This window comes from Streptomyces phaeochromogenes (genome assembly GCF_001418655.1).
GTDB lineage: Bacteria > Actinomycetota > Actinomycetes > Streptomycetales > Streptomycetaceae > Streptomyces > Streptomyces phaeochromogenes.
Genome location: NZ_LIQZ01000049.1, coordinates 16,960 through 41,094, shown reverse-complemented (window position 1 = coordinate 41,094; position 24,135 = coordinate 16,960). Strand labels below are relative to the sequence as shown.

Annotated in this window: 20 protein-coding genes; 18 read left to right on the top strand and 2 right to left on the bottom strand. The window is 70.5% G+C overall.

Annotated elements, in window-relative coordinates; genetic code table 11:
• The 6 genes from AOK17_RS07390 to AOK17_RS07365 all read left to right on the top strand — a co-directional run.
• A partial coding sequence (locus tag AOK17_RS07390; protein ID WP_157881279.1) for a zinc-binding dehydrogenase occupies nucleotides 1-490 on the top strand: 490 nt, incomplete at its 5' end.
• Nucleotides 491-617: 127 nt separating this feature from the next.
• A complete protein-coding gene (locus tag AOK17_RS07385) occupies nucleotides 618-1,952 on the top strand; it encodes an FAD-dependent oxidoreductase (RefSeq protein WP_055611517.1) in 1,335 nt (444 codons plus the stop codon).
• A gap of 251 nt (nucleotides 1,953-2,203) precedes the next feature.
• Entirely contained in the window at nucleotides 2,204-3,073 is an 870-nt protein-coding gene (locus AOK17_RS07380) for a branched-chain amino acid ABC transporter permease (RefSeq protein ID WP_055611516.1), read from the top strand.
• Between the two features lie 12 nt (nucleotides 3,074-3,085).
• Nucleotides 3,086-5,602 (top strand): ATP-binding cassette domain-containing protein, encoded by a 2,517-nt coding sequence (locus AOK17_RS07375; protein WP_055611515.1) that lies wholly within the window; start codon nucleotides 3,086-3,088, stop codon nucleotides 5,600-5,602.
• Between the two features lie 73 nt (nucleotides 5,603-5,675).
• A complete protein-coding gene (locus AOK17_RS07370) occupies nucleotides 5,676-6,872 on the top strand; it encodes an ABC transporter substrate-binding protein (protein ID WP_055611514.1) in 1,197 nt (398 codons plus the stop codon).
• A gap of 89 nt (nucleotides 6,873-6,961) precedes the next feature.
• The gene (locus AOK17_RS07365) at nucleotides 6,962-8,581 is read left to right on the top strand and encodes a serine hydrolase (protein ID WP_063997178.1); all 1,620 of its coding nucleotides are present in this window, start codon (nucleotides 6,962-6,964) and stop codon (nucleotides 8,579-8,581) included.
• Here AOK17_RS07365 and AOK17_RS07360 read toward each other — a convergent pair.
• Nucleotides 8,568-9,548 carry a D-2-hydroxyacid dehydrogenase gene (locus AOK17_RS07360; RefSeq protein ID WP_055611512.1) on the bottom strand — a complete coding sequence of 327 codons (981 nt, stop codon included), beginning with the start codon at nucleotides 9,546-9,548 and terminating at the stop codon, nucleotides 8,568-8,570. The genes AOK17_RS07365 and AOK17_RS07360 overlap by 14 nt on opposite strands.
• 423 nt (nucleotides 9,549-9,971) lie before the next feature.
• On the opposite strand from AOK17_RS07360, the gene AOK17_RS07355 reads away from it, so the two are divergent.
• The 6 genes from AOK17_RS07355 to AOK17_RS07330 all read left to right on the top strand — a co-directional run bounded on the left by AOK17_RS07355 (nucleotide 9,972) and on the right by AOK17_RS07330 (nucleotide 16,156).
• Nucleotides 9,972-11,327 (top strand): MFS transporter, encoded by a 1,356-nt coding sequence (locus AOK17_RS07355; RefSeq protein ID WP_055611511.1) that lies wholly within the window; start codon nucleotides 9,972-9,974, stop codon nucleotides 11,325-11,327.
• A gap of 73 nt (nucleotides 11,328-11,400) precedes the next feature.
• Complete coding sequence (locus AOK17_RS07350; protein WP_055611510.1) at nucleotides 11,401-12,066, top strand: HAD-IA family hydrolase; 666 nt, start codon at nucleotides 11,401-11,403, stop codon at nucleotides 12,064-12,066.
• 58 nt (nucleotides 12,067-12,124) lie between these two features.
• The gene (locus AOK17_RS07345) at nucleotides 12,125-13,519 is read left to right on the top strand and encodes an NAD(P)/FAD-dependent oxidoreductase (RefSeq protein WP_055611509.1); all 1,395 of its coding nucleotides are present in this window, start codon (nucleotides 12,125-12,127) and stop codon (nucleotides 13,517-13,519) included.
• A 225-nt stretch (nucleotides 13,520-13,744) separates the two neighbouring features.
• The gene (locus tag AOK17_RS07340; protein ID WP_055611508.1) at nucleotides 13,745-15,376 is read left to right on the top strand and encodes a PucR family transcriptional regulator; all 1,632 of its coding nucleotides are present in this window, start codon (nucleotides 13,745-13,747) and stop codon (nucleotides 15,374-15,376) included.
• A 99-nt stretch (nucleotides 15,377-15,475) separates the two neighbouring features.
• On the top strand, nucleotides 15,476-15,685 hold the full coding sequence (locus AOK17_RS07335; RefSeq protein WP_055611507.1) for a heavy-metal-associated domain-containing protein: 210 nt from the start codon (nucleotides 15,476-15,478) through the stop codon (nucleotides 15,683-15,685).
• A gap of 54 nt (nucleotides 15,686-15,739) precedes the next feature.
• On the top strand, nucleotides 15,740-16,156 hold the full coding sequence (locus AOK17_RS07330; protein ID WP_055611506.1) for an ester cyclase: 417 nt from the start codon (nucleotides 15,740-15,742) through the stop codon (nucleotides 16,154-16,156).
• An 18-nt stretch (nucleotides 16,157-16,174) separates the two neighbouring features.
• On the opposite strand, the gene AOK17_RS07325 is transcribed toward AOK17_RS07330, so the two are convergent.
• A complete protein-coding gene (locus AOK17_RS07325) occupies nucleotides 16,175-17,026 on the bottom strand; it encodes a FadR/GntR family transcriptional regulator (protein ID WP_079052844.1) in 852 nt (283 codons plus the stop codon).
• A gap of 165 nt (nucleotides 17,027-17,191) precedes the next feature.
• Here AOK17_RS07325 and AOK17_RS07320 point away from each other — a divergent pair, with 165 nt between their 5' ends.
• The 6 genes from AOK17_RS07320 (at nucleotide 17,192) to AOK17_RS07295 (ending at nucleotide 24,023) form a co-directional block, all read left to right on the top strand.
• Nucleotides 17,192-18,088 (top strand): proline iminopeptidase-family hydrolase, encoded by an 897-nt coding sequence (locus AOK17_RS07320; RefSeq protein WP_055611505.1) that lies wholly within the window; start codon nucleotides 17,192-17,194, stop codon nucleotides 18,086-18,088.
• An 80-nt stretch (nucleotides 18,089-18,168) separates the two neighbouring features.
• Nucleotides 18,169-19,905, top strand: coding sequence for an ABC transporter substrate-binding protein (locus AOK17_RS07315; protein ID WP_055611504.1), 1,737 nt, complete (start codon nucleotides 18,169-18,171; stop codon nucleotides 19,903-19,905).
• Nucleotides 19,906-19,913: 8 nt separating this feature from the next.
• Nucleotides 19,914-20,930 (top strand): ABC transporter permease, encoded by a 1,017-nt coding sequence (locus tag AOK17_RS07310; RefSeq protein WP_107102322.1) that lies wholly within the window; start codon nucleotides 19,914-19,916, stop codon nucleotides 20,928-20,930.
• 3 nt (nucleotides 20,931-20,933) lie between these two features.
• Nucleotides 20,934-21,902 (top strand): ABC transporter permease, encoded by a 969-nt coding sequence (locus AOK17_RS07305; RefSeq protein ID WP_055611502.1) that lies wholly within the window; start codon nucleotides 20,934-20,936, stop codon nucleotides 21,900-21,902.
• Nucleotides 21,895-22,986, top strand: coding sequence for an ABC transporter ATP-binding protein (locus tag AOK17_RS07300; protein ID WP_107102321.1), 1,092 nt, complete (start codon nucleotides 21,895-21,897; stop codon nucleotides 22,984-22,986). Before AOK17_RS07305 ends, AOK17_RS07300 begins: the two co-directional genes overlap by 8 nt.
• The gene (locus tag AOK17_RS07295; RefSeq protein WP_079052843.1) at nucleotides 22,983-24,023 is read left to right on the top strand and encodes an ABC transporter ATP-binding protein; all 1,041 of its coding nucleotides are present in this window, start codon (nucleotides 22,983-22,985) and stop codon (nucleotides 24,021-24,023) included. The genes AOK17_RS07300 and AOK17_RS07295 overlap by 4 nt, the downstream gene beginning before the upstream one ends.
• Nucleotides 24,024-24,135: the final 112 nt, after the last annotated feature.

Sequence of the window (24,135 nt, the reverse complement as noted above, 5' to 3'; positions counted from 1 at the left end):
GCATCTGGCGGTGCAGATTCTGCGGGCCACGACGTCGGCGCGGGTCCTCGCCGTGGACGTACGCGAGGAGGCTCTCGCCCTGGCCGACGCGTGCGGTGCTCACTTCGGCACGCTGCTGCGGCCCGACACCGCGGAGGCGCTCCGGCGACGGGCCGGTGGGATCGGTGTGGACGCCGTGCTCGACTTCGTCGGCAACCGCTCCAGCCTGGAACTCGCGGTCGGCGCCCTGCGGTCGGGCGGCGAGCTGGCAGTCGTCGGGAGCGGCGGCGGGGAGCTCACCGTCCGCAAGCCCGGCGCACTGCCTCCCGGGGTGCGGATCTCACTGCCTTTCTGGGGGACGCGGCCGGAGCTCGAAGAGGTCGTCGCCCTGGCACGCAAGGGCGTGGTGAGGGTGGAGACGGAGGAGTTCGCCCTGTCCAGCGCGCCGGAGGCGATCGACAGACTGCGCTCCGGCCACACGCGGGGGCGTACGGTGCTCGTCCCCGACTGACCCGGACCGCCCTGCCCGGCCGAAAGCAGCCCTGCCAAAGCTCGTACCGACACACCTCTCGACTCCAGAAGTGAGTTCAATTAGGGTTCAGGTCACTCAGCGACACGACAAGGCGGTGGGACCCGCTATGGGTGTTGGAACAGTGGATCTGCTGGTGGTGGGCGGCGGAATGGCCGGGCTCTCGGCCGCCGCCCGGGTGGCCGCGGAAGGCGGCTCCGTGGTTCTCGTGGAGAAGGCGGAGCGCCCCGGCGGTTCGGCACGCTTCGCCGGCTTCGTATGGACGACCCCCACCTTCGATGAATTGCGTCGCGTCAATCCCGACGGCGACGCGGAACTCGCCGCGGCCCTGGTGGACGGGTTCGCCGACGCGGTGGACTGGATCCGGTCGCTCGGCGTGGAATGCCGGCCGCCGGTGCCCGTACTCGGCTTCGGCCGGGGACATCAGCTCGACACGAACCACTACCTCGACACCTGCGAGCGGTTGATCCGCGACCGGGGCGGCGAGGTACTGACGGCCACCTCGACGCGCACCCTGCTGACGGAGAACGGCGTGGTCACGGGTGCGGAGTGCATGCTGCCGGACGGATCGACCCGTCGGATCGACGCCACCTGGACCCTGCTCGCCACCGGCGGATTCCAGGGCGATCCGGGCCTGCGCACGGAACACGTACATCCCCAGGCCGCGGACATCGAGCTGCGGGCCAACCCGCACAGCCGGGGCGACGGGCTGTCGCTCGGTCGCGCGGCGGGGGCCGCCTTCGGCAAGAAGGACGCGGGTTTCTACGGGCATCTGATGCCTGCGGGCGTTTCCCTCGCCGACCCGGCCCGATTCGTCGACCTCGCCCTCTACTACAGCGAGCACGCCCTGCTGTTCGACCTCACGGGCGAACGGTTCGTCGACGAGACCGTCGGGGACCATCTGACCACCATGGCGCTGCTGGAGAGACCGCAGGCCCGCGGGCTGCTGGTCGCCGACGCGCGGGTGCACCGCGAGTGGATCTCCGCGTCGTACGTGGAGGGCATCCCGGGCGTGGACAAGTTCCAGCTCTGCCATCGCGCGGGCGCCCGCAGCGCGGTCGCCGACAGCCTGGAGGAGTTCGCGTGGATGCCCGAGGAGTGGGGCTACCCGGGCGCCAGGATCCGTGACCGGGTCGAGGAGTACAACGCCACCGTCGGCGGGGGCGGCGAGCCGGCCCCCGGGCGACTGCTCGACCGGCAACCGCTCGACGAGCCGCCCTTCTACGTGATCGAGGCCGCCCCCGCGATCACCTTCACCTTCGGCGGTCTGCTCATCGACACCGAGGCCCGCGCCCTGGCGGCGGACGGGCGGCACACCGTGCCCGGCCTGCTCGTGGCCGGTGCGGACGCGGGCGGGCTCTACCGGCGCGCCTACGCGGGCGGCCTCGCCCCCGCCCTCGTGTTCGGCCTGGCGGCGGCACGGACCGCGCTGCGCCGGCGCTAGAGCCTGTCGCCGCCTGTCCGCCCGCCTGTCCGGCGGACCGTGCCGGACAGGCGGACCATGCCGGACCCGCACCAGATCACCCGCACTCCGACAAATCCCGTGCACGAGTCTTGCCCGTCCGGCACCGGAGTGCCTAGCTTACTGAATTGAGTTCACTTTACTAAGCGGCGAGTACCGCGCACCCGGCTTTCGAGCACGTGGCGCGAACACGCCGCACGCGCTTCTCGAAGCTCTTCGAAGAAGGAGGGACCGTGAGTCAGTTTCTGCTGGTCCTGGTCAGCGGCGTGGCCAGCGGAGCCGTGTACGGCCTCATCGGACTCGGCCTGGTCATCATCTATCGGGCCACGGACGTCGTGAACTTCGCGATGGCGTCCCTGGCGACCCTGGGCCTGTACGTGGCGGTCTCGCTCCGGGACCAGGGGGTGGCGACGGTGCTCGGCATCGTCGCGGCCGTCACCATCACCGTCGTGGCGGGCCTGCTGGTGCGCGAGACCGTGATCAGGCCGCTGGGCCAGGGACAGTTGTTCTCCGCGCTGGTCGTGACGATGGGCGTGTCCCTGGTGGTCGAGAACATCGCAAGCTCGGTCTGGGGCGACGAGCCGAAGTCGTTCCCCAACCTCGTCAACGGCACGGTGAGTTGGTCGGGCGCGGCACTGCCGGTCCAGAGCCTGGTGACGATCGCCGTCGCCGCGGTGGCGATGGCCGTCGTGGGCTATCTGTTCGCCCGCACGACGCTCGGCTCCGCGATGCGCGCGGTGGCCGAGAACGCGGAAACCGCGCGCGTCGTCGGGCTCGGGGCGCAGCGCCTCGCCCGGATCGCCTGGGCACTCGGCCTCGGCCTCGCCGCACTCGCCGCGTGTCTGTACGCACCGAGGTCGGGGCTGGTCCCGACCGCCCTCGTCGCACCGCTGTTCCGCGCCTTCGCCGGGATCTTCCTGGGCGGCCTGACGAGCATGTACGGCGCTGTCGTCGGCGGACTCACCGTCGGCGTGCTGGACAACCTCGCGGCCAACTACGCCTCCGCCAGCCTCCGGGACACATTCGTCTTCTCGTTCACTGTTCTCGTGCTGCTGATCCGCCCTCAGGGCATCTTCGGCACCCGCACCTTCCAACGGGTCTGAGGGGTCGTATCCATGGTCTTCAACCGTTCCCTCCTCGCGAAGGCCGCGCTCGGGCCGGCCGCCGGCGCGGTACTCATGGCCTTCATGGCCTCCGGCGCGATCCCGGCCTACCAGATGTACTCGGTGGCGCTCGCCGCGATCTACACCATCGTCGTGCTGTCCGTCGGCCTGCTCGCAGGCTGGTCCGGCATCTGGTCGGTGGGCCACCCGGCGTTCTTCGCCATCGGCGCCTACTTCGCCGCGTACGGCAGTGGCCACGGCTGGTCGCTGGAGACGGTGGTCCTGGGAGCAGTGGTCACCGGGACCGTCCTCGGCGCCTTCCTCGGGTACGCGGGTGCCAGGTTCTCGATGCTCTACATCGCCCTGCTGACGCTCGCCTTCACCATGGTGACGCTGGAGCTGGTCAACCGCTGGAGCAGCGTGACCGGCGGCGACCAGGGCGTCGCGGTGCTCCAACTGCGCAGCTCCCTGGGCCTGGGCACCCTCGCGGGCGGCAGCACCGAGTCCCAGTACCTCGCGGTGGGCGCCGCGGCCGTGGTGCTCGCGCTGGCGGTGCCGGCCGCCGCGTCCGGGCTGCGGATGCGGCTGGTGGCCGCGAAATCGCATCCCCTGGCGGCCCGTACGATCGGCATCGCGCCCGAAGCGCAGTCGGCGCTGGCCTTCGCGGTGAGCGCCGCGTTCACCACGTTCGCGGGGGTGCTGCTCGGGCTGATCACCGGTTTCGTCAGCCCGGACCCGTTCTCCCTCAACCTCGGCATCGCGCTCATCGCGGCGTGTGTGCTGGGCGGGGTCGGAACCATCATCGGCGCGGTGGCCGGCGGCGCCTATCTGACCTGGAACCCCTCGCTGTCGTCCGCCGTGGGCCTCCCCCAGCCGGTCGTGCAGGGCCTGGTGCTGGTCGGGGTGCTGCTGTTCCTGCCCGGCGGAGTGGTGCCGTTCCTCAGCGCGCCCCTGCGGTCGGCGCTCCGGCGGGTGTGGCGACGGCCGGCGCCCACGCCCGCGAAGCCAAACCCTGCCGCCGACCTCGCACCGCGGCAACCGGCCACGGCCACCGCCGCCACAGGTGAGGCCGCCGTCGTACTGCGCCTGGAGCACGTGTCGGTCGCGTACGGCGGGCTGAAGGCACTGGAGGACGCCTCGGTGTCGCTGCGGCAGGACGAGGTCCTGGCCGTGATCGGGCCCAATGGGGCGGGAAAGACAACCCTGTTGAACGCGGTGTCGGGCCTGACCGGCAACGGCCGGGTGAGCGGCACGGTCGATTTCGCGGGCGGTTCCCTGCTCAAGGCGCGGGCCACCGCGCGGCGCCGGCTGGGCATCGGCCGTACCTTCCAGCACGCGGAGGTGTTCTCCGAACTCACCGTCGCCGAGAACGTGTTGTGCACGCGCCGCTGGATCACCGCCCGGGACCGGGCCGACGTCGCGCGGCTGCTCGACTCGGTCGGCCTCGCCGACGTGGCCGACCGACGGCCGGGAGAGCTGCCGTTCGGGCTGCAGAAGCGCCTGGACCTCGCCCGTGCGATGGCCGAGGAGCCGAAACTCCTGGTGCTGGACGAGCCGTTCGGCGGCCTCGACGCCGGCGAACGGGCCCTGCTGGCACAGCAGATCAGGCGGCTGCACGCACAGGGCACCGCCGTGCTGGTCATCGACCACGTGCTCGACGACCTGTTCTCCGTCGCACACCGGGTGCTGGCCTTCGACTTCGGCCGCACCATCGGCGAGGGCACCCCCGACACCGTGCTGGACAACCCCGAGGTGCGGTCGTCGTACCTGGGTACGGTCGGCGGCCGGGCCGAGCTTCCCGAGCGGGTCGGTGAGCGGAGCGTGCTGCGGCTGAGCGGGGTCGGTCACACCTACGGCGGGGTGGTCGCCCTGCGGGATGTCGACCTCGACGTACGCGAGGGGGTCGTGCTCGGGATCGCCGGCGCCAACGGCGCCGGGAAGAGCACCCTCGCCGGGATCCTGCACGGCTCGCTGAAGCCCGCGCGCGGGAGCAGGGAGACGGGCGGGACCGTCCGTACGAGCCTGGCGCCCGAGGGACGGGCCCTGTTCAAGACGCTGTCGCTGCGGGAGAACCTCGAGGTCGCGGCCTACGCGGCGGGCATCACCGGGGCCCCGCTGCGCGAGCGCCTTGCGGAGACCACCGAGTGGCTGCCGCCGCGATTGCGCGACCGCATGTCCGTGCCGGCCGCCGGGCTGTCGGGCGGGGAGCAGCAGATGCTCGCCATCGCCCGCGCCCTGATCGTCAAGCCCGACGTCCTGATCGTCGACGAGCCGGCACTCGGGCTCGCGCCCGCGCTGGTCGACGAGGTGTACGACCGGCTGGTGCGGCTGGCCCACGACGGCCTGACGGTCGTTCTGCTGGAGCAGCTGCTCAGCCGTGCCATGTCCGTCTGTCACGAGGTGGCCGTGTTGCACGAGGGGTCGGTCGCCGCTCAGGGGCGGCCCGGGGACCCGTCGTTCGCCGCCCTCGCCGAAGCGGCGTACTTCAGCGGCGCCCGGGAGACCGCCGCGACCACCGCCCGACTGTGAACCAACCCCACTGCGAAACAAACTGAACTCATGTTGTGAACTGTTGTGAACGAGGTGGACCGTGTTCCGGACAATGAGAAAATTCCGCCGCGCCGCGGGAACGACGGCCGTCCTGGCCGTGGTGGCGCTGACCGCCAACGCGTGCGCGGAGCAGGACTCCGCGGGAGCCGGCGGCGACTCGTCGGAGATACACATCGGGGCGTGGCTCCCGACGACCGGTGCCACCGCCTCGTACGGCGTGCCGCAGAAGGCCGGTGCCGAGGCGTACTTCAAGATGATCAACGCATCCGGGGGCATCAACGGCCGCAAGGTCCGGTGGACCGTCAAGGACAACGCGGCCGACCCGCAGCAGACCGTGCAGATCGCCCGCGAACTCGTCGGCCAGGACAAGGTCGTGGCCATCGTGAACGCGAACGGCACCTCCCAGGCGGAGGCGGCCTTCCCGTTCGTCCTCAATCAGTCCAAGGTCCCGATTCTCAACGAGGTGGGCGGCAACGAGTCCTGGTTCAAGCCGCCGCGCCCCGGACTGTTCGGCACCCAGACCCTCTACGAGGACCAGGCCGCGGCGATCGCAGCGTGGACGGTGCAGGACGGTGCGAAGAAGGTCCTCGTCGTGCACAGTGACCCGGCCGCGTTCGTGAACGTGGCCAAGCAGGTCGAGCCCGTCGCGAAGAAGCTGGACCCCTCGGTCGAGGTCGACCGGCTGACGGTCAAGTACCAGACCACCGACTACACCCCGGTGATCAGCAAGGTGAAGGCCGCGAAGACCCAGGCGGTGATCCTGATCCTCACCTCCCCCGAGGCCGCCGCCTTCCTGAAGGAGGCCAAGCTGCAGGGGCTCTCGCTGCCGACGTACGCCTACGCACCGGTCGCCGCGGAGTCGACGGTCTCCCTCGCCAAGGACGCGGCCGAGGGGCTCAAGGCCGTACAGCTGGTCAAGGCGCCCTCCGACTCCGACCCCGCGGTGAAGGAGTTCCGGACCGCGATGGCCAAGTACGAGCCCGGTCAGACCGCCGGATTCCTCGCACTGTGGGGCTGGAGCAACGCGAAGGTGTTCGCCGAGATCGTGAAGACCATCAAGGGGCCCGTCACGGCCGACGCGATCGACAAGGCGTACGAGAAGGCGACGAAGGTGGATACGGGGGTGTCGCCGGTCATGAACTTCAGCCCGAGCAACCACCTCGGCACCCGCAGCGTGCAGCGAGTGGTCGTGAAGGACGGGGTCTGGACGTCCCAGGGCGACTTCTACACGCCTCCGAAGCGCGGCTGAGCCCGGGACCGAAGCGCCGCCGGCCCCTGTTCAGCGGGGCCGGCGGGCTCCGCAGGACAAGGTCCGGTGCCGCGGGTTGAATGGTTGGTATGGGTGTTCGGCGACAGGCGAGGCACCACGGAAGCACGGCGGTGACAGTGGCCGCGGTGGCCTCCCTCCTCGCCGCCGGCTGCACCACCACCGCGTCCGCCGCGGCACCGGCGGCGGACCCACCGCCCCAGCCGCCGCCGCAGCTCACGCAGGCGAAGGTGGACGACGCCGTGGACCGCCTCGACGGGATCGTGCGGGACGGGATGAGGAAGACGGGCGTTCCGGGTGTCGCCGTGGCCGTCGTCTACAAGGACCGGGTCGTCCACCTGAAGGGCTTCGGGGAGCGGCGGGTGGGAGAGTCCGGGAACGTCGGACCGGACACCGTCTTCCAGTTGGCGTCCCTCTCCAAGCCGCTCGCCTCGACCGTCGTCGCGGGCGCGGTCGGCGACAAGGTCATCACCTGGGACGACCCGGTGGCCGAGCACCTGCCCGGCTTCACGCTCAAGGACCGCTGGGTCGGCGACCACGTCACGGTCGCCGATCTCCTCTCGCACCGCAGCGGGCTGCCCGACCACGCCGGGGACCTGCTCGAAGACCTCGGCTACGACAGGGCGTACATCCTGGACCATCTGCGGGAGGAACCGCTGACGCCGTTCCGTGCCAGCTACGCGTACACCAACTACGGAGTCACGGCGGCGGGCCAGGCGGTCGCGAACGCCAAGGACACCACCTGGGAGAAGCTCGCGGAGGACACGCTCTACGCCCCCGCCGGCATGAACTCCACCAGCTCCCTCTTCGCGGACTACGACAAGGCGACGGACAAGGCGGCCACGCATGTGAAGGACGCGGACGGGAGCTGGGAGGCGAAGTACGTACGGGACGCCGACGCCCAGGCGCCCGCGGGCGGCGCGAGTTCCACCGCGAGCGACATGGCCATCTGGCTGCGGCTCCAGCTCGCCGACGGGAAGCTGGACGGGAAGCAGATCGTCCCCGCCGACCAGCTGGAGCACACCCATCTGCCCGAGATCGTCTCCAGCCCGCCGGGGGCTCCCGCGGGCCGTACCGGCTTCTACGGGCTCGGCTGGAACGTCAACTACGACGACCAGGGGCGGCTGCGCCTCAGCCACTCCGGCGCCTTCGAGCTCGGCGCGAACACGAACGTGACGATGCTGCCCGGCGAGGAGCTCGGCATCGCCGTCCTCACCAACGGGGCGCCGGTGGGGCTCGCCGACTCGGTCGCGCTCGACTTCTTCGACATCGCCCAGCAGGGCGAGCCCACCACCGACTGGCTGTCCCTGGTCGACAAGGTGTACCAGCAGCAGCTGGCGGCGGACCGCTCCCCCACCGACTACACCAAGCCGCCGGGGAACGCGGCCTCCGCCCGGTCGGACGACACCTACACGGGCACGTACGAGAACGACTACTACGGTCCGCTGACCGTGACGGCCTCGGACGGCGAGCTCACCATGAGCCTGGGGCCGAAGCCCACGACGTTCCGGCTCACCCACTTCGACGGCGACACGTTCAGCTTCCGCACGGCCGGGGAGAACGCGAGCGGGCTGTCCGGCGTCACGTTCGACGTCGGTTCGGGCTCGGAGAACGCGGGTGGCTCGAAGGCGTCGAAGGTGACCGTCGAGGCCTTCGACGAGAACGGCCTGGGCACCTTCACCCGCCCCTGACCTCCCGCACATAGCCGCGTGCCTTGTCGACCACGTTGCGCAGTTCCCTGCCCTCGGCCCTGCGGGTCAGGTTGTCGAGGAACAGGTCCGCGAGGTCGTCGCGCCAGCCGGTGACCTCGCCGGCCGTGTGCGGGGAGACGATGACGCCGGGCAGGTCCCACAGGGGTGAGGCGGCGGGCAGGGGCTCGTGGGCGAAGACGTCCAGGGCCGCTCCGGCCAGACGGCCGTCGGTGAGGTGCCGGACGAGCGCCTCCTCGTCGACGAGTCCGCCCCGGCCCACGTTCACGAGCCGCGCACCGGGCTTCATCGACGCGAGCACGGACGCGTCGACCATGCCCCGGGTGGCCGCCGTGAGGGGAGCCGCGAGCACCACGTAGTCCGCCCCGGCCAGGGCGGGGCGCAGCCCGGACAGGGCGTGCACGGTGCCGAAGTCGGGGTCGTCCGCGCACTCCGTACGTCCTACGGCGCTCACCCGCATGCCGACGGCGCGCAGCATACGGGCCACGGCACGGCCGATGGGGCCCGTGCCCCACACGAGGACGGTCCGGCCGTCGATGCGTTCGCTGTCGCGGGGCCGCCACTCGCGGCGCCGCTGGTGTTCCCAGGTGCCCGGGAAGTCCTTGGCGAGGGCCAGGATCAGGCCGAGTACGTACTCGGCGATGGGCCGGTCGTAGACGCCGCGCGAGTTGGTGAGCACCACCCGGGGGTTGTCGACCAGGGCCGGGAAGAGGAACGAGTCGACACCGGCGGCGGCCACGTGTACCCAGTTCGGTGCGCTGGACGGGTCCGCGGGCCAGGCCGCCTCGACGGCGGGGGTGATCGAGTGCCAGCAGAGCAGGGCGTCCGCGCCGGGCAGGAGGTGCGGCAGTTCCTCCTCGGTGGCGTACACCGTGTCCGCGAGGCTTTCGATACCGGCGGCGTTGTGCGGCAGGATGCCGCGGTGCAGGACGACGAGTCGGTCGGCCAAGGCGGTTCTCCCACGGCGTGAGACGGTGCGGGGGCAGCTGGTACGAGGTACCGCTCCCACCCTCCGGGGGGTGTGGCGGAAGGGTCAATGACCACGGTGTTCTCCCGGGACGGCCGCTGTGGACGGTGTGTCAACCGGTCGGCGGCCACGGAACACACTGTCCACCCGCCGTCTCCCAAGAGAACACCGTGTTCATTGACGGTGGATCCGCGCTGAACCAGGGTGATGGCCAACCCCGGACCGCTTCGCCCGGCCACCCCGGTGACGACCGGTCCGCACCGCGTACAGCGCTGTGCGCCTTCCCCCCTAAAAAAATCCCCCCACCCCCGCTTTCCAATGCTTGACGTACGAAGCCTCCTTCGCCCGGTCCCCCTGCCGGCGCGCGTCCCCCTCGCCTTCCCGCGTCCCCCAGGAGCCTCAAGCATGTCCCTGACCTCATCAACCACCGGCGGGGCCTCGTCGCTCGACGACGCGCCCGTCAGTTCCTTCCACCGCCGGATCATGGTGGTCGCCATGGGCGGCCCCTTCTGTGACGGCTATCTGCTCGGCGTGATGGGCGTCGCCCTCGGCCTCATCACGCCCGCACTCGCCCTCGACACCCTGTGGACGGGCCTGATAGCCGCCTCCGTCCTGGTCGGCGTGTTCATCGGCGGAGCGGTCTTCGGCCCCATCACCGACCGCGTCGGCCGCCACCTGATGTACGTCCTCAACCTGGCCACCTTCGTCGTCTTCTCGGCGCTCCAGTTCTTCGTCACCGAGGCCTGGCAGCTGCTGGTGCTGCGGCTGCTCATCGGTATCGCGATCGGCGCCGACTACCCCATCGCCTCCGCCCTCACCACCGAGCTGGTGCCCCGCCGGATGCGCGGCCCTGCCTTGTCCGGCCTGGTCCTCGCCTGGTGGGTCGGGTACGGCGTGAGCTACTGGGTGGGCTGGGCTCTGACCGGGCTCGGCGACGACTCCTGGCGCTGGATGCTGGCCTCCGGCACGGTCCCCGCGCTGATCTTCCTGTTCATGCGGGCCGGCATCCCCGAGTCCCCGCGCTGGCTGGCCTCGCGCGGACGCATGGACGAGGCGAAGGCGGTCGTCCGCAAACACCTCGGCCAGGAGGTGAGCGACGAGGAGCTGCTCGCGGAGGGCCGCCAGGAACAGCGGGGCGGCTCCGGACTCGGCAATCTCGTCGAGATCTTCAAACGCGGCTACACCGTCCCCGTCGTCTTCTGTTCCGTGTTCTGGATCTGTCAGGTCGCGCCCGCCTTCGCGGTCCGTTCCTTCCAGCCGCAGATGCTGTCCGCGTTCGGCGTGGGAAGCACGTACGGCGCCAGCGCGCTGATCACCACCATCGCGGTGGCCGGCATCGGGCTCGGCCTGGTGGTCGTCAACCGGATCGGCCGCCGCTCGCTCCTGATCAGCAGCTTCGTGTGCATCAACGTCTCACTGATCGCCCTGGCGGTACTGCCGCTGCACTGGGCCTTCATGGTGGTGGCCCTGTTCGCCGCCTTCCAGTTCTTCGAGGCGGCGGGCAGCGGACTGCAGTTCGTCTACCCGAGCGAGCTGTTCCCGACGGACCTGCGGGCCACGGGCGTGGGCATCGCCACCGCGATGAGCCGCGTGGGCTCCGCCACCTCCACGTTCCTCCTGCCGATCGCCGCCGAGGACCTGGGCGTACGCGGCACGCTGGGCATCGCCGTGGCGATCACGCTGGTGGGACTCGTCGTCTCCTACTTCCTCGCCCCCGAGACCAAGGACCTGGGCCTGACCGAGGCCAGCAGCAGGTCCTGAAAACCCGCTCACCCCGTCACCACCCCGCCTTCATCGCACCTCAACCCCCGTACCACACAGAGGAGTTCACCCCATGCGCAAGGTCGTCAGCTTCGACTGCTACCGGACCCTCATCAACTTCGACACCCGGAGCGCCACGCACGAGATCGTCAAGGACCGCCTTGCCGAGTTCGGCGTCGACCCGGACCAGTTCCACCACGACGCGTACGTCATGCGCTTCCAGGGCGTCGTCGACGACTACCGCCCCTACCGCGAGGTCGTCCGCAGCACCCTGCGCAACGTCATGCTGCTGCACGGCCTGGAGTACCGGGACGAGGACGGCGAGGCGCTGATCGAGGCCATCAAGAAGTTCACGCCGTTCCGCGAGGTCCCGGACGCGCTGCGCCGTCTCAAGGGCGAGTACGACATCGCCATCCTCTCCAACAGCGAGGACGACCTCATCTCGTACGCCGTCGACGAGCTCGGCGTGGAGTGGGACTACGTCCTCACCGCCGAGCAGGCCGGAGCGTACAAGCCGCTGCCGCAGGCCTTCGAGTACCTGATGAAGGCCACCGGGCGCGGCCCCGAGGACATCATCCACACCGCGCAGGGCTGGGAGTACGACATCATGCCGACCAAGCGGTACGCGGGCATGCGGCGGATCTGGGTGAACCGGTACGGCTTCCCGGGGTCGGCCGCCTACCAGCCGTACGAGGAGATCAGCAACCTCTCCGAGCTGCCTCCCCTGCTGGGCGTCTGACCTTCGTCGTCTCCTCGTTCTCTCGTCTCCTCGGCCAGTCGCCGTGAAAGGACATCCCGTGAGCGCCACCACGCTCGGTCAGCCCGGCCCGGTCAACGGCCGGATCTCCCACTGGTTCGCCGAACTGCCCACCCCACGCGCCGCGTTGCCCGGTGACCGCGACGCCGATGTGTGCATCGTCGGCGCCGGACTGACCGGACTGTGGACCGCGTACTACCTCAAACTGGCCGACCCGTCGCTGCGGATCACCATCCTGGAGGCCGAGTTCGCCGGGTTCGGCGCCTCCGGCCGCAACGGCGGCTGGGCGTCGGGGCTCGTGCCCGGCGCCCGCGACCGACTGGCGAAGCAGTACGGGCGGGATGCCGTGCTCGACTACCAGCGCGTGATGAACGAGTCCGTCGACGAGATCGTCGCCGTGGCCGAGCGCGAGGGGATCGACGCCGGCATCGTCAAGGGCGGCACCCTGCGGGTGGCCCGCACCCCCGCACAGGCGACCCGGCTGCGTCACAAGACCGAGGCCGACCACGAGTGGGGTGTACCGGATGCCGTGATGCTCACACCGGAGGAGGCAGCGGACCGCATCCGCATCGACGGCATGACGGCCGCGGCCTGGACCCCGCACTGCGCCCGGCTGCAGCCCGCCGCCCTGGTCAACGGGCTCGCCGAGACGGTCGAACGGCTCGGTGTGACCCTCTACGAGAAGTCCCCGGTCACGGCCATCGAGCCCGGCCGGGCGGTCACCGCGCACGGCACGGTCACCGCGCCCGTCGTCCTGCGTGCGACGGAGGGGTTCACGGCATCGTTCAAGGGGCTGCGCCGCGCCTGGCTGCCGATGAACAGCTCGATGATCGCCACCGAGCCGCTGCCGAAGGAGGTGTGGGAGGAGATCGGCTGGGCGGGCCGCGAGACGCTGGGCGACACCGCGCACGGGCACATGTACGCGCAGCGCACCCCGGACGACCGGATAGCGATCGGCGGCCGAGGTGTCCCGTACCGCTTCGGCTCCCGCACGGACGACGCGGGGCAGGTGGACGCCCGGACCATCGGCCAGCTCACCGACACGCTCTACGGGATGCTGCCGCAGACCGCCGGCGCCCGGGTCGATCACGCCTGGTGCGGTGTCCTCGCCGTGCCCCGCGACTGGTCCGCCACCGTGGGACTCGACCGCGCCACGGGGCTCGGCTGGGCCGGCGGTTATGTCGGACACGGTGTGACCTCCACGAACCTCGCCGCCCGCACCCTCACCGATCTGGTGCTCCGGCGCGAGTCCCGGCTGACCCGGCTGCCGTGGACCGGGCACCGGCCCGGCACCTGGGAGCCGGAACCGCTGCGCTGGCTGGGCGTGCGCGGGCTGTACGTGGCCTACCGGTGGGCGGACCGGCACGAGGCGGGTGGGCGGGCCCGTACGTCTCCGATCGCCACGGTCGCGGATCTGATCGCGCGGCGGCCCTGACGCGTACCACTCCACTGGTCATGGTCGCCTTCTCTCCTCGGGGCGTGTGGTGCGTTCGCGGGTGCGGGTTCTCCGTGGTTGCTCGCGCCGTTCCCCGCGCCCCTACGGGGCGCAGGGCGGCGCTGAGCTGGGCAATCGGGCCTTGCGCCGGTCTGTCTCACCCTTCAGAGTGGTCCGGACATCGTGCCGGGTCGGTCGGCACGTCGTCGGACTGGAGCTGCCCCCATGCCGTTCCTCACGGTCGCGGACGTGCTGCGGCTGCCCGTCATCGCCGCCGGTCTGCCCCGGGTGGCGGCAGGCGAGGACCAGCTGTCACGCACGGTCCGCTGGGTCCATGTCACCGAGCTGCTCGACCCGGCCTCCTTCCTGGAGGGCGGCGAACTCGTCCTCACCACGGGCATGCCGCACCCGGCCGATCCCACCCAACTGCGCGGCTACGTCGACTCGTTGGCGGATGTGGGTGTGGCCGGGCTGGTCGTCGAGCTGGGGCGCCGCTACCAGCACGCGCCGCAGGAGCTGGTCACCGCCTGCCGGGAGAGGGACCTGCCGCTGATCGTGCTGGCGCGCGGGGTGCGGTTCATCGAGGTCACCCAGACCGTCCACGCGCTGATCCTGGACGCGCAGGGCGAGCTGCTGCGCCGCGCCCAGCAGGTGCGCGAGCTGTTCACCTCGCTCACCCTGCGTGGAGCGGACCCGGAGGAGTTCGTGCAGGCCGCCGCGGACCTCACGGGGTGTCCGGTGGTCCTGGAGAACCTGATCCACCACGCGGTGATCTGCCGGACGGCCGGTCCGCGGGACGGACAGGTCCTGGAGGCCTGGCCACGACGCTCGCGCACCGCCCCGACGCCGGACCGGGCGGCGGCGAGCGGGCCCGAGGGCTGGCTCGTGGCGCCGGTGGAGGACCGGGGCAGACCGTGGGGGCGGCTGATCATGCTGCCCCACGCGTCCGGCCCGCCGATCGGCCCCGAGCAGACGATGATCCTCGAACAGGCCGCCACCGCCCTCACCCTGGCGCGGCTGACCGGCAGACCCGAGTGGGACCGGCGCGCGCACAGTTCCGTCCTGCTCGATCTGCTCCACTGGCGCTACCGGAGCCGTACCGAGGCACGTCTGAGGGCCGAGGCGCTCGGGCTGCCCACGACCGGCCACCGCCTCGTCCCGGTCGTCATCGACCACGGGGGCACGGCCGACGGCGACACCACGGTGACCGGGGACACCACGGTCACCGGGCACCTCGCCGCGGAACTGCCCATCTCGGGCGTCAAGGCCCTGGTGGGAGACCTGTCCGAACACCGGACCGGACTGCTGCTCGCGCTGGCCCGCGCCTCGGCCTGGCAGCCGGTGGTGGAACGCGTCGGACGGGATCTGCGCGGCACCTTCGGGGAAGGGCTCGTCGTGGCGGTCGGCCCCGGAGTCACCGAGCTCAGCCAGGTCACCCGGTCGTTCCGCGAGGCCGAGCAGATCGCCGACGCGATCGGCCCCGGGACGCTCGACCGCCCCTTCCATGTCGTCTCGGACATCGGACTGCCGGAACTTCTGTACTCACTTCGCGATGACGTGCGCGTCCAGCGGTACGTGGAACAGCAGTTGGGACGCCTCGTCCAGCACGACGCACGACACGGCAGCGACCTCCTGTCGACCCTGCGCGAATATCTCGTCGCCGCCGGCAACAAGTCGATCGCCGCCAAGCACGTCGGGCTCTCCCGGCAGGCCTTCTACCAACGGCTGCGGACCATCGAGCGGCTCCTGGGCAACGACCTGGAGTCCGGCGCACATCGCACCCAACTGCACGTGGCGGTCACCGCGTTGGACGTACTCGGCGGTGCGGGTGGGACCGCCCGACCTGCTTCCCTGTGAGTCGCCGGCGGGGGTGAACACCGCTGTCGGCGGACGCGTATCTGATCCCGGAGCGGCTCCCACAGCGTGCGCGCGCACGTCGGGAAGAGACGAGGGATCATGACTGAACAGCGGTACCACGTCATCGGAATGACCTGCGGCCGCTGTGCCGACGCCCTGGAGAGCAAAGTCTGCGGGGTGCTGGGCGTCGACCGGGTGGGTGTCGACCTCGACACCGGTTCGGTGACCGTGACGGGCGAGGCGCTCGACGGTTCGAAGGTGTGCGCCGCGATCACCGAGGCGGGCTTCGAGGTGGCCGCCGTGCTCTGACAACCGGCCGGCACACCTCTGGTGGCGGTCGGCCCCGCTGGATACGTTCCTCCCATGCCCGCCGAGCCGACCGCCCTGAGCAAGCTCAACGCCGAGGTCGTCCTCCGCTACCTGCGCGTGTTCGAGACACGGGACCTCGACGAACTCGCGGAACTCGTCGCCGAGGACGTGGCGGTCCATGGCGCCGGGCAGCATGTGCGGGGGCGGCGCTATCCGGAAGGGGCGATATTGAGCCCGGGTCTGTCCAACTGCCGCGTACGAGTGGACGATCTGTTCGCCGCCGAGGACCGGGTGGTCACCGCTTTCACCCTGACGTACACGCACGACCGCACCGGGCGTGACCTGACCATGTCGGGCATCAAGTCCTACCGCCTGAGCGAGGGGCGGATCGTCGAGTTCTGGGGCGAGACCGACCTCTACAGCCTCCTGCGGCAGCTCGGGCTCGTTCCGGAGGAGATCCCGCCCTTCTGACGGTGGGCTCGCAGCGCGTCAGGCCGGTTCGCCGGCACGCACCCGGGCCAGTACCTCGCGGATCATGTCGGCGCTGATGGTGAAGTGGTCGCGGGCGATCTCCTCGGCCTTGGCGGGCTCACCGGCCGCGATCGCCTCGTAGAGCGCCTTGTGGTCCCTGCTGGCCCGGTGGAAGTGGGACCGTTCCCCCTTGCCCCAGGGTTCCGCCGGGAAGCCGAGGCTGATCCGGGTCAGCAGGTCCCGGCTGAGCGTGGCGATCTGCGGGTTGTGCGTGGCCCGGCAGATGCTCTCGTGGAACGCGCTGTCGGCGATCTGTTCCTCGCGGGGTGTCGTCGCGGAGAGGTACGCGCCGAGGGCCTCGCGTATCGGTTCGAGGTCCTCGGGCCGTCGGCGCCGGGCGGCCGTGGCGGCCACCATGCCCTCCACCAGCCCTCGTAGATCGAAGAGTTGCTCGAACTCCTCCCAGCGGGGCAGCAGCGTCCGGCGGACCGCGGCCGCCGAGGACTCGCTCCAGCTTTCGCGCACGAACGCGCCGCCGTTGCGGCCACGGCGGATCTCGATGACACCCACGGCCTGGAGGCGGCCGACGGCCTCGCGCACGGTGGGACGGCTCACCCGCAGGAGCTGGGTGAGCTCGCGTTCGGCCGGCAGCCGCTCCCCCGGCAGGAAGTCCCCGACGGCGATCGCCGTGAGCAGCCGGTCGGAGACCTCGTCGACCGCGGACGTCACACGGACCGGGCGCAGGGACGGTGAAGGGGCACCGCCGAGGAGGACACGGTCGAGCACCCTGGCGAACTCGTCCCCCGGCTCGGGCGGCTGCGGTGCGGATGTCAGCTGGTCCTCCTCAGGTCGGTCGCGGATGCCGGGCATGTAAACGCGCGCTGGACACGTAAACACGCAGTTACGTCTTGCCCTGCCCCCGCTAAAAGGTCTTGTGTCCTGACCATTTGCCCAATCAGTATCGCAGCCACCCGTCACACCCATCTCGTTCCAGACAGGGACCGACCGATTCTCGGCCGGTCCGGGAGGCTCCCAGTGGCGATCCCCGAACCGAACCACACCGGAACCGTCGACTTCAACGGCTGGTCCACCTGGTACCGGATCACGGGCGAACCGGGCAAGACCCCTCTGGTGGTCCTGCACGGCGGACCCGGCGCCGGTCACGACTACACGCTGCGCATCGCGGGCATCGGCCGACAGGGCCGGCCCGTGGTGCACTACGACCAGCTCGGCGTCGGACGGTCCACCCATCTGCCCGACCGGGGCGCCGACTTCTGGACCGTCCAGCTCTTCCTCGACGAACTCGACAACCTCCTCAAGACGTTGGGCATCTCCGACGCCTACCACGTCCTCGGCCAGTCCTGGGGCGGCATGCTCGCCGCCGAACACGCCGTACGACGCCCGCCGGGACTGCGGGGCCTGGTCATCGCCAACTCCCCCGCGTCCATGGAGCTGTGGCTGTCGGGCGCGGCCGACCTGCGCGCCGCCCTCCCGCCCGAGGTGCAGCGGACCCTGCTCGCCCACGAGGACGCCGGGACCACCGACCACCCCGACTACCACGCGGCGGAGCAGGTCTTCTACGAGCGCCATGTCTGCCGCCTGGTCCCGACCCCGCCCGAGGTCCAGGCCACCTGGGACAACATCGAGGCCGACCCGACCGTGTACCACACGATGAACGGGCCGAACGAGTTCCACGTCGTCGGAACCCTCAAGGACTGGTCGGTCATCGACCGGCTGCATCTCGTCGACGTGCCGACCCTGCTGGTGTCCGGGCGGTACGACGAGGCGACTCCCGAGACGGTCCGTCCCTTCGCCGACCACATCCCCGATGTGCGCTGGCACTTCTTCGAGCACTCCAGCCATATGCCGCACGTCGAGGAGGAGGAGCTCTACCTCCAGGTCGTCGGCGCGTTCCTCGACTCGACCGACTGACTCGGCCAGATCCAAAGGCCGACTCGACTCGCCGCCCCGCCCCGCTGTCTCCACCGTTCGATCCACCCACGGGAGTTCGGATGTCCCGCAGCACCAGACTCAGCACCAGACGCAGCGCCCTCGTCGCCGCCACCGCCGCCCTCGCCCTCAGCGCCGCCGCCTGCTCGTCCTCCGACGACGGCAGCGCCTCCGGCCCGACCTCGTCCTCCTCCGGCTCCGGGTCCTCCGCCTTCCGGCCGGAGCACAAGGGAGGCACTCTGCGGATGGTCGCCCACGCGGCGGCCGGCAGCCTGGACCCGCAGGTGAACTACACCCTTCAGTACTGGCAGCTGTACCAGTCGATGTACGACGGTCTGCTGGCGTTCAAGAAGACCGGCGGCCAGCAGTCGTTCACCGTCGTACCGGACCTGGCCACGGCCATGCCCAAGGTGACCAACAGCGGCAAGACGTACACCTTCACCCTGCGCAAGGGCATCAAGTTCTCCAACGGGAAGGCCCTGACCACCGACGACGTGGTGGCGTCCTTCCAGCGCATCTTCAAGGTCTCCAGCCCCACCGCGGGCACCTTCTACAACGGGATCGTCGGCGCGGACGCCTGTATCAAGAAGCCCGCGGACTGCACGCTCGACAAGGGCGTCGTCGGCGACGCGTCGGCAGGCACCGTCACCGTCAACCTCACCGCCGCGGACCCGGAGTTCCCGTACAAGCTGGCCGTCCCGCATGCCAGCGTGGTGCCGAAGGGTTCGCCGGCCAAGGACGCGGGCACAAAGCCACTGCCGACCACCGGTCCGTACATGGCGGCCTCGTACGATCCGAACCGGGCGCTCAAGCTGGTCCGCAACCCGCACTTCAAGGAGTGGTCGCGGGAAGGCCAGCCCCAGGGCTATCCCGACAAGATCGACTACACCTTCGGGCAGACCGTCGAGTCCGAGGTCACCGCCGTCCAGAACGGCCAGGCGGACTGGATGTACGACCCGCCGCCCGCCGACCGCCTGAACGAGATAGGCACCAAGTACGCCTCGCAGGCGCACGTCAACCCGCTGACCGCGTTCTGGTATCTGACGCTCAACGTCAACTCGGCGCCGTTCGACAACAAGTTGGCGCGCCAGGCCATCAACTGGGCCGTGGACCGCGAGGCCGTGGTCCGGCTGTACGGCGGCAAGAACCTCGCCTCTCCCGCGTGCACCATCCTGCCGCCGGGCTTCCCCGGGCACGTCGACTCCTGCGACTACACCAAGGGCGGCGGGAAGACCTGGTCGGCCCCGGACCTGGCCAAGGCCAAGGAACTGGTCAAGAAGTCCGGTACGGCGGGGCAGGAGGTCGGCATCGTCGTTCAGGACGACGAGGTCAACAAGTCGATCGGCCAGTACCTGCAGAGCCTGCTCACCCAGCTCGGCTACAAGGCCACCCTCAAACCGCTGTCGGGCAACATCCAGTTCACGTACATCCAGAACACCAAGAACAAGGTGCAGCTCGCCCTGACGTCCTGGTACCAGGACTATCCGGCGGCCTCCGACTTCCTCAACGTGCTGCTGTCCTGCGCCTCGTTCCACCCGGGCAGCGACTCCAGCATCAACATCTCCGGCTTCTGCGACAAGGGCATCGACGCGCGGATGCGGACCGCGCTGAAGACCGGGCAGACCGATCAGAAGAGCGCCGACCAACAGTGGGGCACGATCGACCAGGACATCATGAAGGAGTCCCCGGTCGTCCCGGTGATCAACCCGAAGATCATCGACTTCACGTCGAAGCGCGTCGGCAACTACCGGTTCAGCAAGCAGTTCTACATGCTCGTCGGGCAGTTGTGGGTCAAGTGAGCCGCGCCGTGGCCCCGTTGCCCACCACCGAGGCCCGGCGCTCGCCGGGCCCCTGGCGGACCGCCGTCGCCGACCTGTCCTGCAACAGGCCGGCGACGGCCGCGGCCGTCGTCCTGCTGATCGTCGTCGTGGTGTGCCTGTGCGCCCCGCTGTACGCGGACCACATCGCCCACACCGACCCGTTCCAGTCCCATGTCTCCGGCACCACGGTCGTCGACGGAAAGACCGTGCCGGTACTCACCCCGAGCAGTACCGGCCTCGGTCTCGGCGTCACGCCCATTGGGCCCACCTGGGACACCGCCCACTACTTCCTCGGCTCCGACAACCAGGGCCGCGACGTCATGGCACGGCTGCTTTACGGCGGCCGTACCAGCCTGTTCATCGGGGTCACCGCCGCCCTGCTGACCGTCGTGATCGGTACGGCCGTCGGCGTCCTCGCCGGCTACGCGGGCGGTGCCGTGGACGCCGTCATCTCCCGGATCCTCGACGTCATCTGGGCGTTCCCGGTGTATCTGCTGGCCATCTGTCTGTCGGTGGTGCTGCTCACCGACGGACTGCGGCTCGGTCCGCTCACGGTGGATGCGGGGAGCCTGTGGCTGCCCGTCGTGATCATCGCGGCGATCTACGTCCCGTACGTCGCCCGGCCCCTGCGCGGCCAGGTACTGGTGCTGCGCAACAAGGAGTTCATCCAGGCGGCCATCGGCTCGGGCGCTCCCGCCCTGCGTGTCATGCGCCGGGAGGTGCTGCCGAACGTCGTGCCCACGGCGATCGTCTTCCTGCCTCTGATGACCGCGCTCGCCATGCTCACCGAGTCGGCGCTGTCGTTCCTGTCCGTCGGGGTCCAGCCGCCCGACGCCAGCTGGGGCACGATCATCGAGGACGGCCTGGGGCTCCTCTACACGCGGCCCGCCGTGACGATCGCTCCGGGACTGCTCATCGCGCTGACCACGGTGGCGCTCAACGTCCTGGGCGACGGCGTGCGTGACGCGCTCGATCCGAGCGCCCGGCTGCGCGGAGGGGTGTGACCCATGCTGTACTTCGCCCTCCGGCGCTTCCTGTCCGCCCTGTTCGTCATGTTCGCGATCAGCGTGCTGGTGTTCCTGATCTTCTTCGCGACCCCCGGCGTGGACCCGGCCGCGCGGATCGCGGGCCGCAACGCCGATCCGGCCACGCTCGCCCAGGTGCGGCACTCCTTCGGGCTGGACCGGCCGATGCCCGTCCGCTACCTGCTGATGATGCAACACCTGCTGATCGACCGGGACTTGGAGTCGTTCGTCAACCGCGGTTCCCGCGTCGTCCCGCAGATCGTCCAGGCGATGCCCGTGACCCTGTCGCTCGTGGTGGGGGCGGCCGTCATCTGGATGACCGTGGGCATCGTGATGGGCACCGCCGCGGCGGCCCTGCGCGGCACGCTCGCCGACCCACTGATCATGCTGGTCGGCGTGGTCGGCGTGTCCCTGCCGGCCTACTGGCTCGGCGAAGTCGTCAACCTGGTCACCCAGAACCGGCTGCACGACACGGTGTTCTCCTGGGTGCCGCCACCCGGTTACGTCGAACTGGGCCATGACCCCGGCCAGTGGGCGCTGCACATGCTCTTCCCCTGGCTGACCCTGGCGCTGCTGTACGCCGGGATCTACGCCCGGCTGCTGCGCGGCGAGGTCGTCACCGCGCTGGGCGAGGACTACGTACGCACCGCCCGTGCCAAGGGTCTGTCCGAGCGGCGCATCCTGGTCCGGCACGCCCTGCGCTGCTCCCTCATCCCGATCGTCTCCCTGTTCGGCCTGGACTTCGGCGCGCTCGTGGGCGGCGCCGCCCTGCTCACCGAGGTGGTCTTCGGACTGCCGGGCGTCGGCAAGCTCACGTTCGACGCCCTGCAGAACCTGGATCTGCCCGTGATCATGGGCACGGTCCTGTACGCGGCCTTCTTCGTCGTCCTCGCCAACGCCCTGGTGGACATCCTGTACGCGCGACTCGACCCGAGGGCCCGCCATGCCTGATCAGCCAGTCAAGGAACTGCCCGACCAACCCCTGCTGGACGTACGCGACTTGAGGGTGACCTTCCGTACCCGCCGAGGCTCTGTCACGGCGGTCGACGGTCTCTCCCTCTCGGTGGCTCCCGGCGAAATCCTGGGCGTGGTGGGCGAGTCGGGCTCCGGCAAGAGCGTGTCGATGCTGGCCGTCCTGCGCCTGCTGACCAACCCGAACGTCACCGTCTCGGGTCAAGTCCTCTTCCGTGGCCGCGACCTGCTCGCTCTCCCCGACAAGGAGATGCGCGCGGTGCGGGGCCGGGAGATCGCCATGGTCTTCCAGGACCCGATGACCGCGCTGACCCCCGTCTACACCGTGGGCTGGCAGATCGCCGAGCAGATACGGGCCCACGAGCAGGTGTCCCGCAAGGCCGCACGGGCCCGCGCGGTGGAGCTGCTGTCCGACGTCGGCATCCCCGACGCGGCCTCGCGGGTGAACGCCTACCCGCACGAGTTCTCCGGCGGTATGCGGCAGCGCGCGGTCATCGCGATGGCCCTCGCCTGCGGCCCCTCACTGCTGATCGCCGACGAACCGACCACGGCCCTGGACGTGACCATCCAGGCGCAGATCCTGGACCTGATGCGGGAGTTGAACGCACGCGGCTCCGCCGTGGTGCTCATCACGCACGACATGGGTGTGGTCTCCGAGATCGCCGACCGGGTCCTCGTCATGTACGGCGGACGCGCGGCCGAGGAAGGCCCTAGCCAGGCGGTGTTCCACGGCCCCCGCCATCCGTACACCTGGGGACTGCTCGACTCGGTCCCGCGCGTCGGCGGAACCCGGCTGCGACGGCTGCCCACCATCGCGGGCATGCCGGTATCGCCGGACAGCCTCCCCGAGGGCTGCGCGTTCGCGCCGCGCTGTCCGGCACGTCACGATCGTTGCGAGGAGCGCCCCGAACTCGCCGCGGGCAACGCCAACACCGCACACCGCGACGCCTGTTGGCTGCCACCGGACGACCGCGCGGCGCAGCGTCTCGCGGCCCGGGCAGGCCCAGAGGCCGGCGCAGGAGCACAGAGGACGGACGAGACGGACAGGGAGATGGCGCCGTGACAGCCCTCGACACAGCGGCAGCGGACGACGACACCCGGCCCGGCGGCGACGTACTGCTGCGCGCCACGGACGTCACCAAGCACTACACCCTGCGCGCCGACTCGCTCGCCCGGCACCGCAAGGTGCTGCGAGCCGTGGACGGAGTCTCGCTGGAGGTACGTACCGGGGAGACACTCGGCATCGTCGGCGAATCGGGCTGCGGCAAGTCCACCCTCGGCCGCTGCCTGGTCAGGCTCACCGACCTCACGAGCGGCCGGGTCGAGTTCGACGGCCAGGACATCAGCACGCTGTCCGCACGCCGCCTGCGTCCCGTACGCCCCGGCATGCAGCTGGTCTTCCAGGACCCGCAGGCCTCGCTCAACCCCCGGCGCCGTGCCGGTGACATCGTCGCCGAACCGCTGCTCATCCACCGTTACGGGGACGCCGGCGCCGTCCGGAAGCGGGTCGCCGAGCTGTTCGACGTCGTGGGGCTCGCCACGGCACACCTGGACCGGTACCCGCACGAGTTCTCCGGCGGCCAGCGCCAGCGCATCGGCATCGCACGCGCGCTCGCCACCGACCCGAAACTGATCGTCGCCGACGAACCGGTATCCGCCCTCGACGTGTCGATCCAGGCCCAGGTGCTGAACCTCTTCGCCGATCTCCAGGACGAGTTCGGGCTGACGTACGTCTTCATCGCCCACGACCTCGGAGTGGTCCGGCACGTGTCGGACCGGATCGCCGTCATGTATCTCGGCGAGATCGTCGAACTCGCCGAAACCGAGGAGCTGTACGCGGCCCCGGCCCATCCCTACACCGAGGCCCTGATGTCCGCGGTCCCGGAGATCGACGACGGCACCGACGCGGCGGCGGCCGGATCGCGCCGGGAACGCATCGTCCTCAGCGGTGATGTGCCCAACCCGGTGGCCAAGCCGACCGGTTGCACGTTCCACACCCGCTGCCCGTACGCCCGGGAGCGCTGCGCGGTGGAACGTCCGCCGCTCACCCGGACCGCTTCGGGCCGTCAGGCCGCCTGTCACTATCCGCTGGTGGGCTGAGGCTTCGAATGGTGGGCCGAGATTTCGAACCTCGCGGCCCTGTCCAGCGGAAACGGCGCCTTTCACCCTAACGAAGTGCCGGTGCCCGAGGACCGGACGGACGGGGCCGATC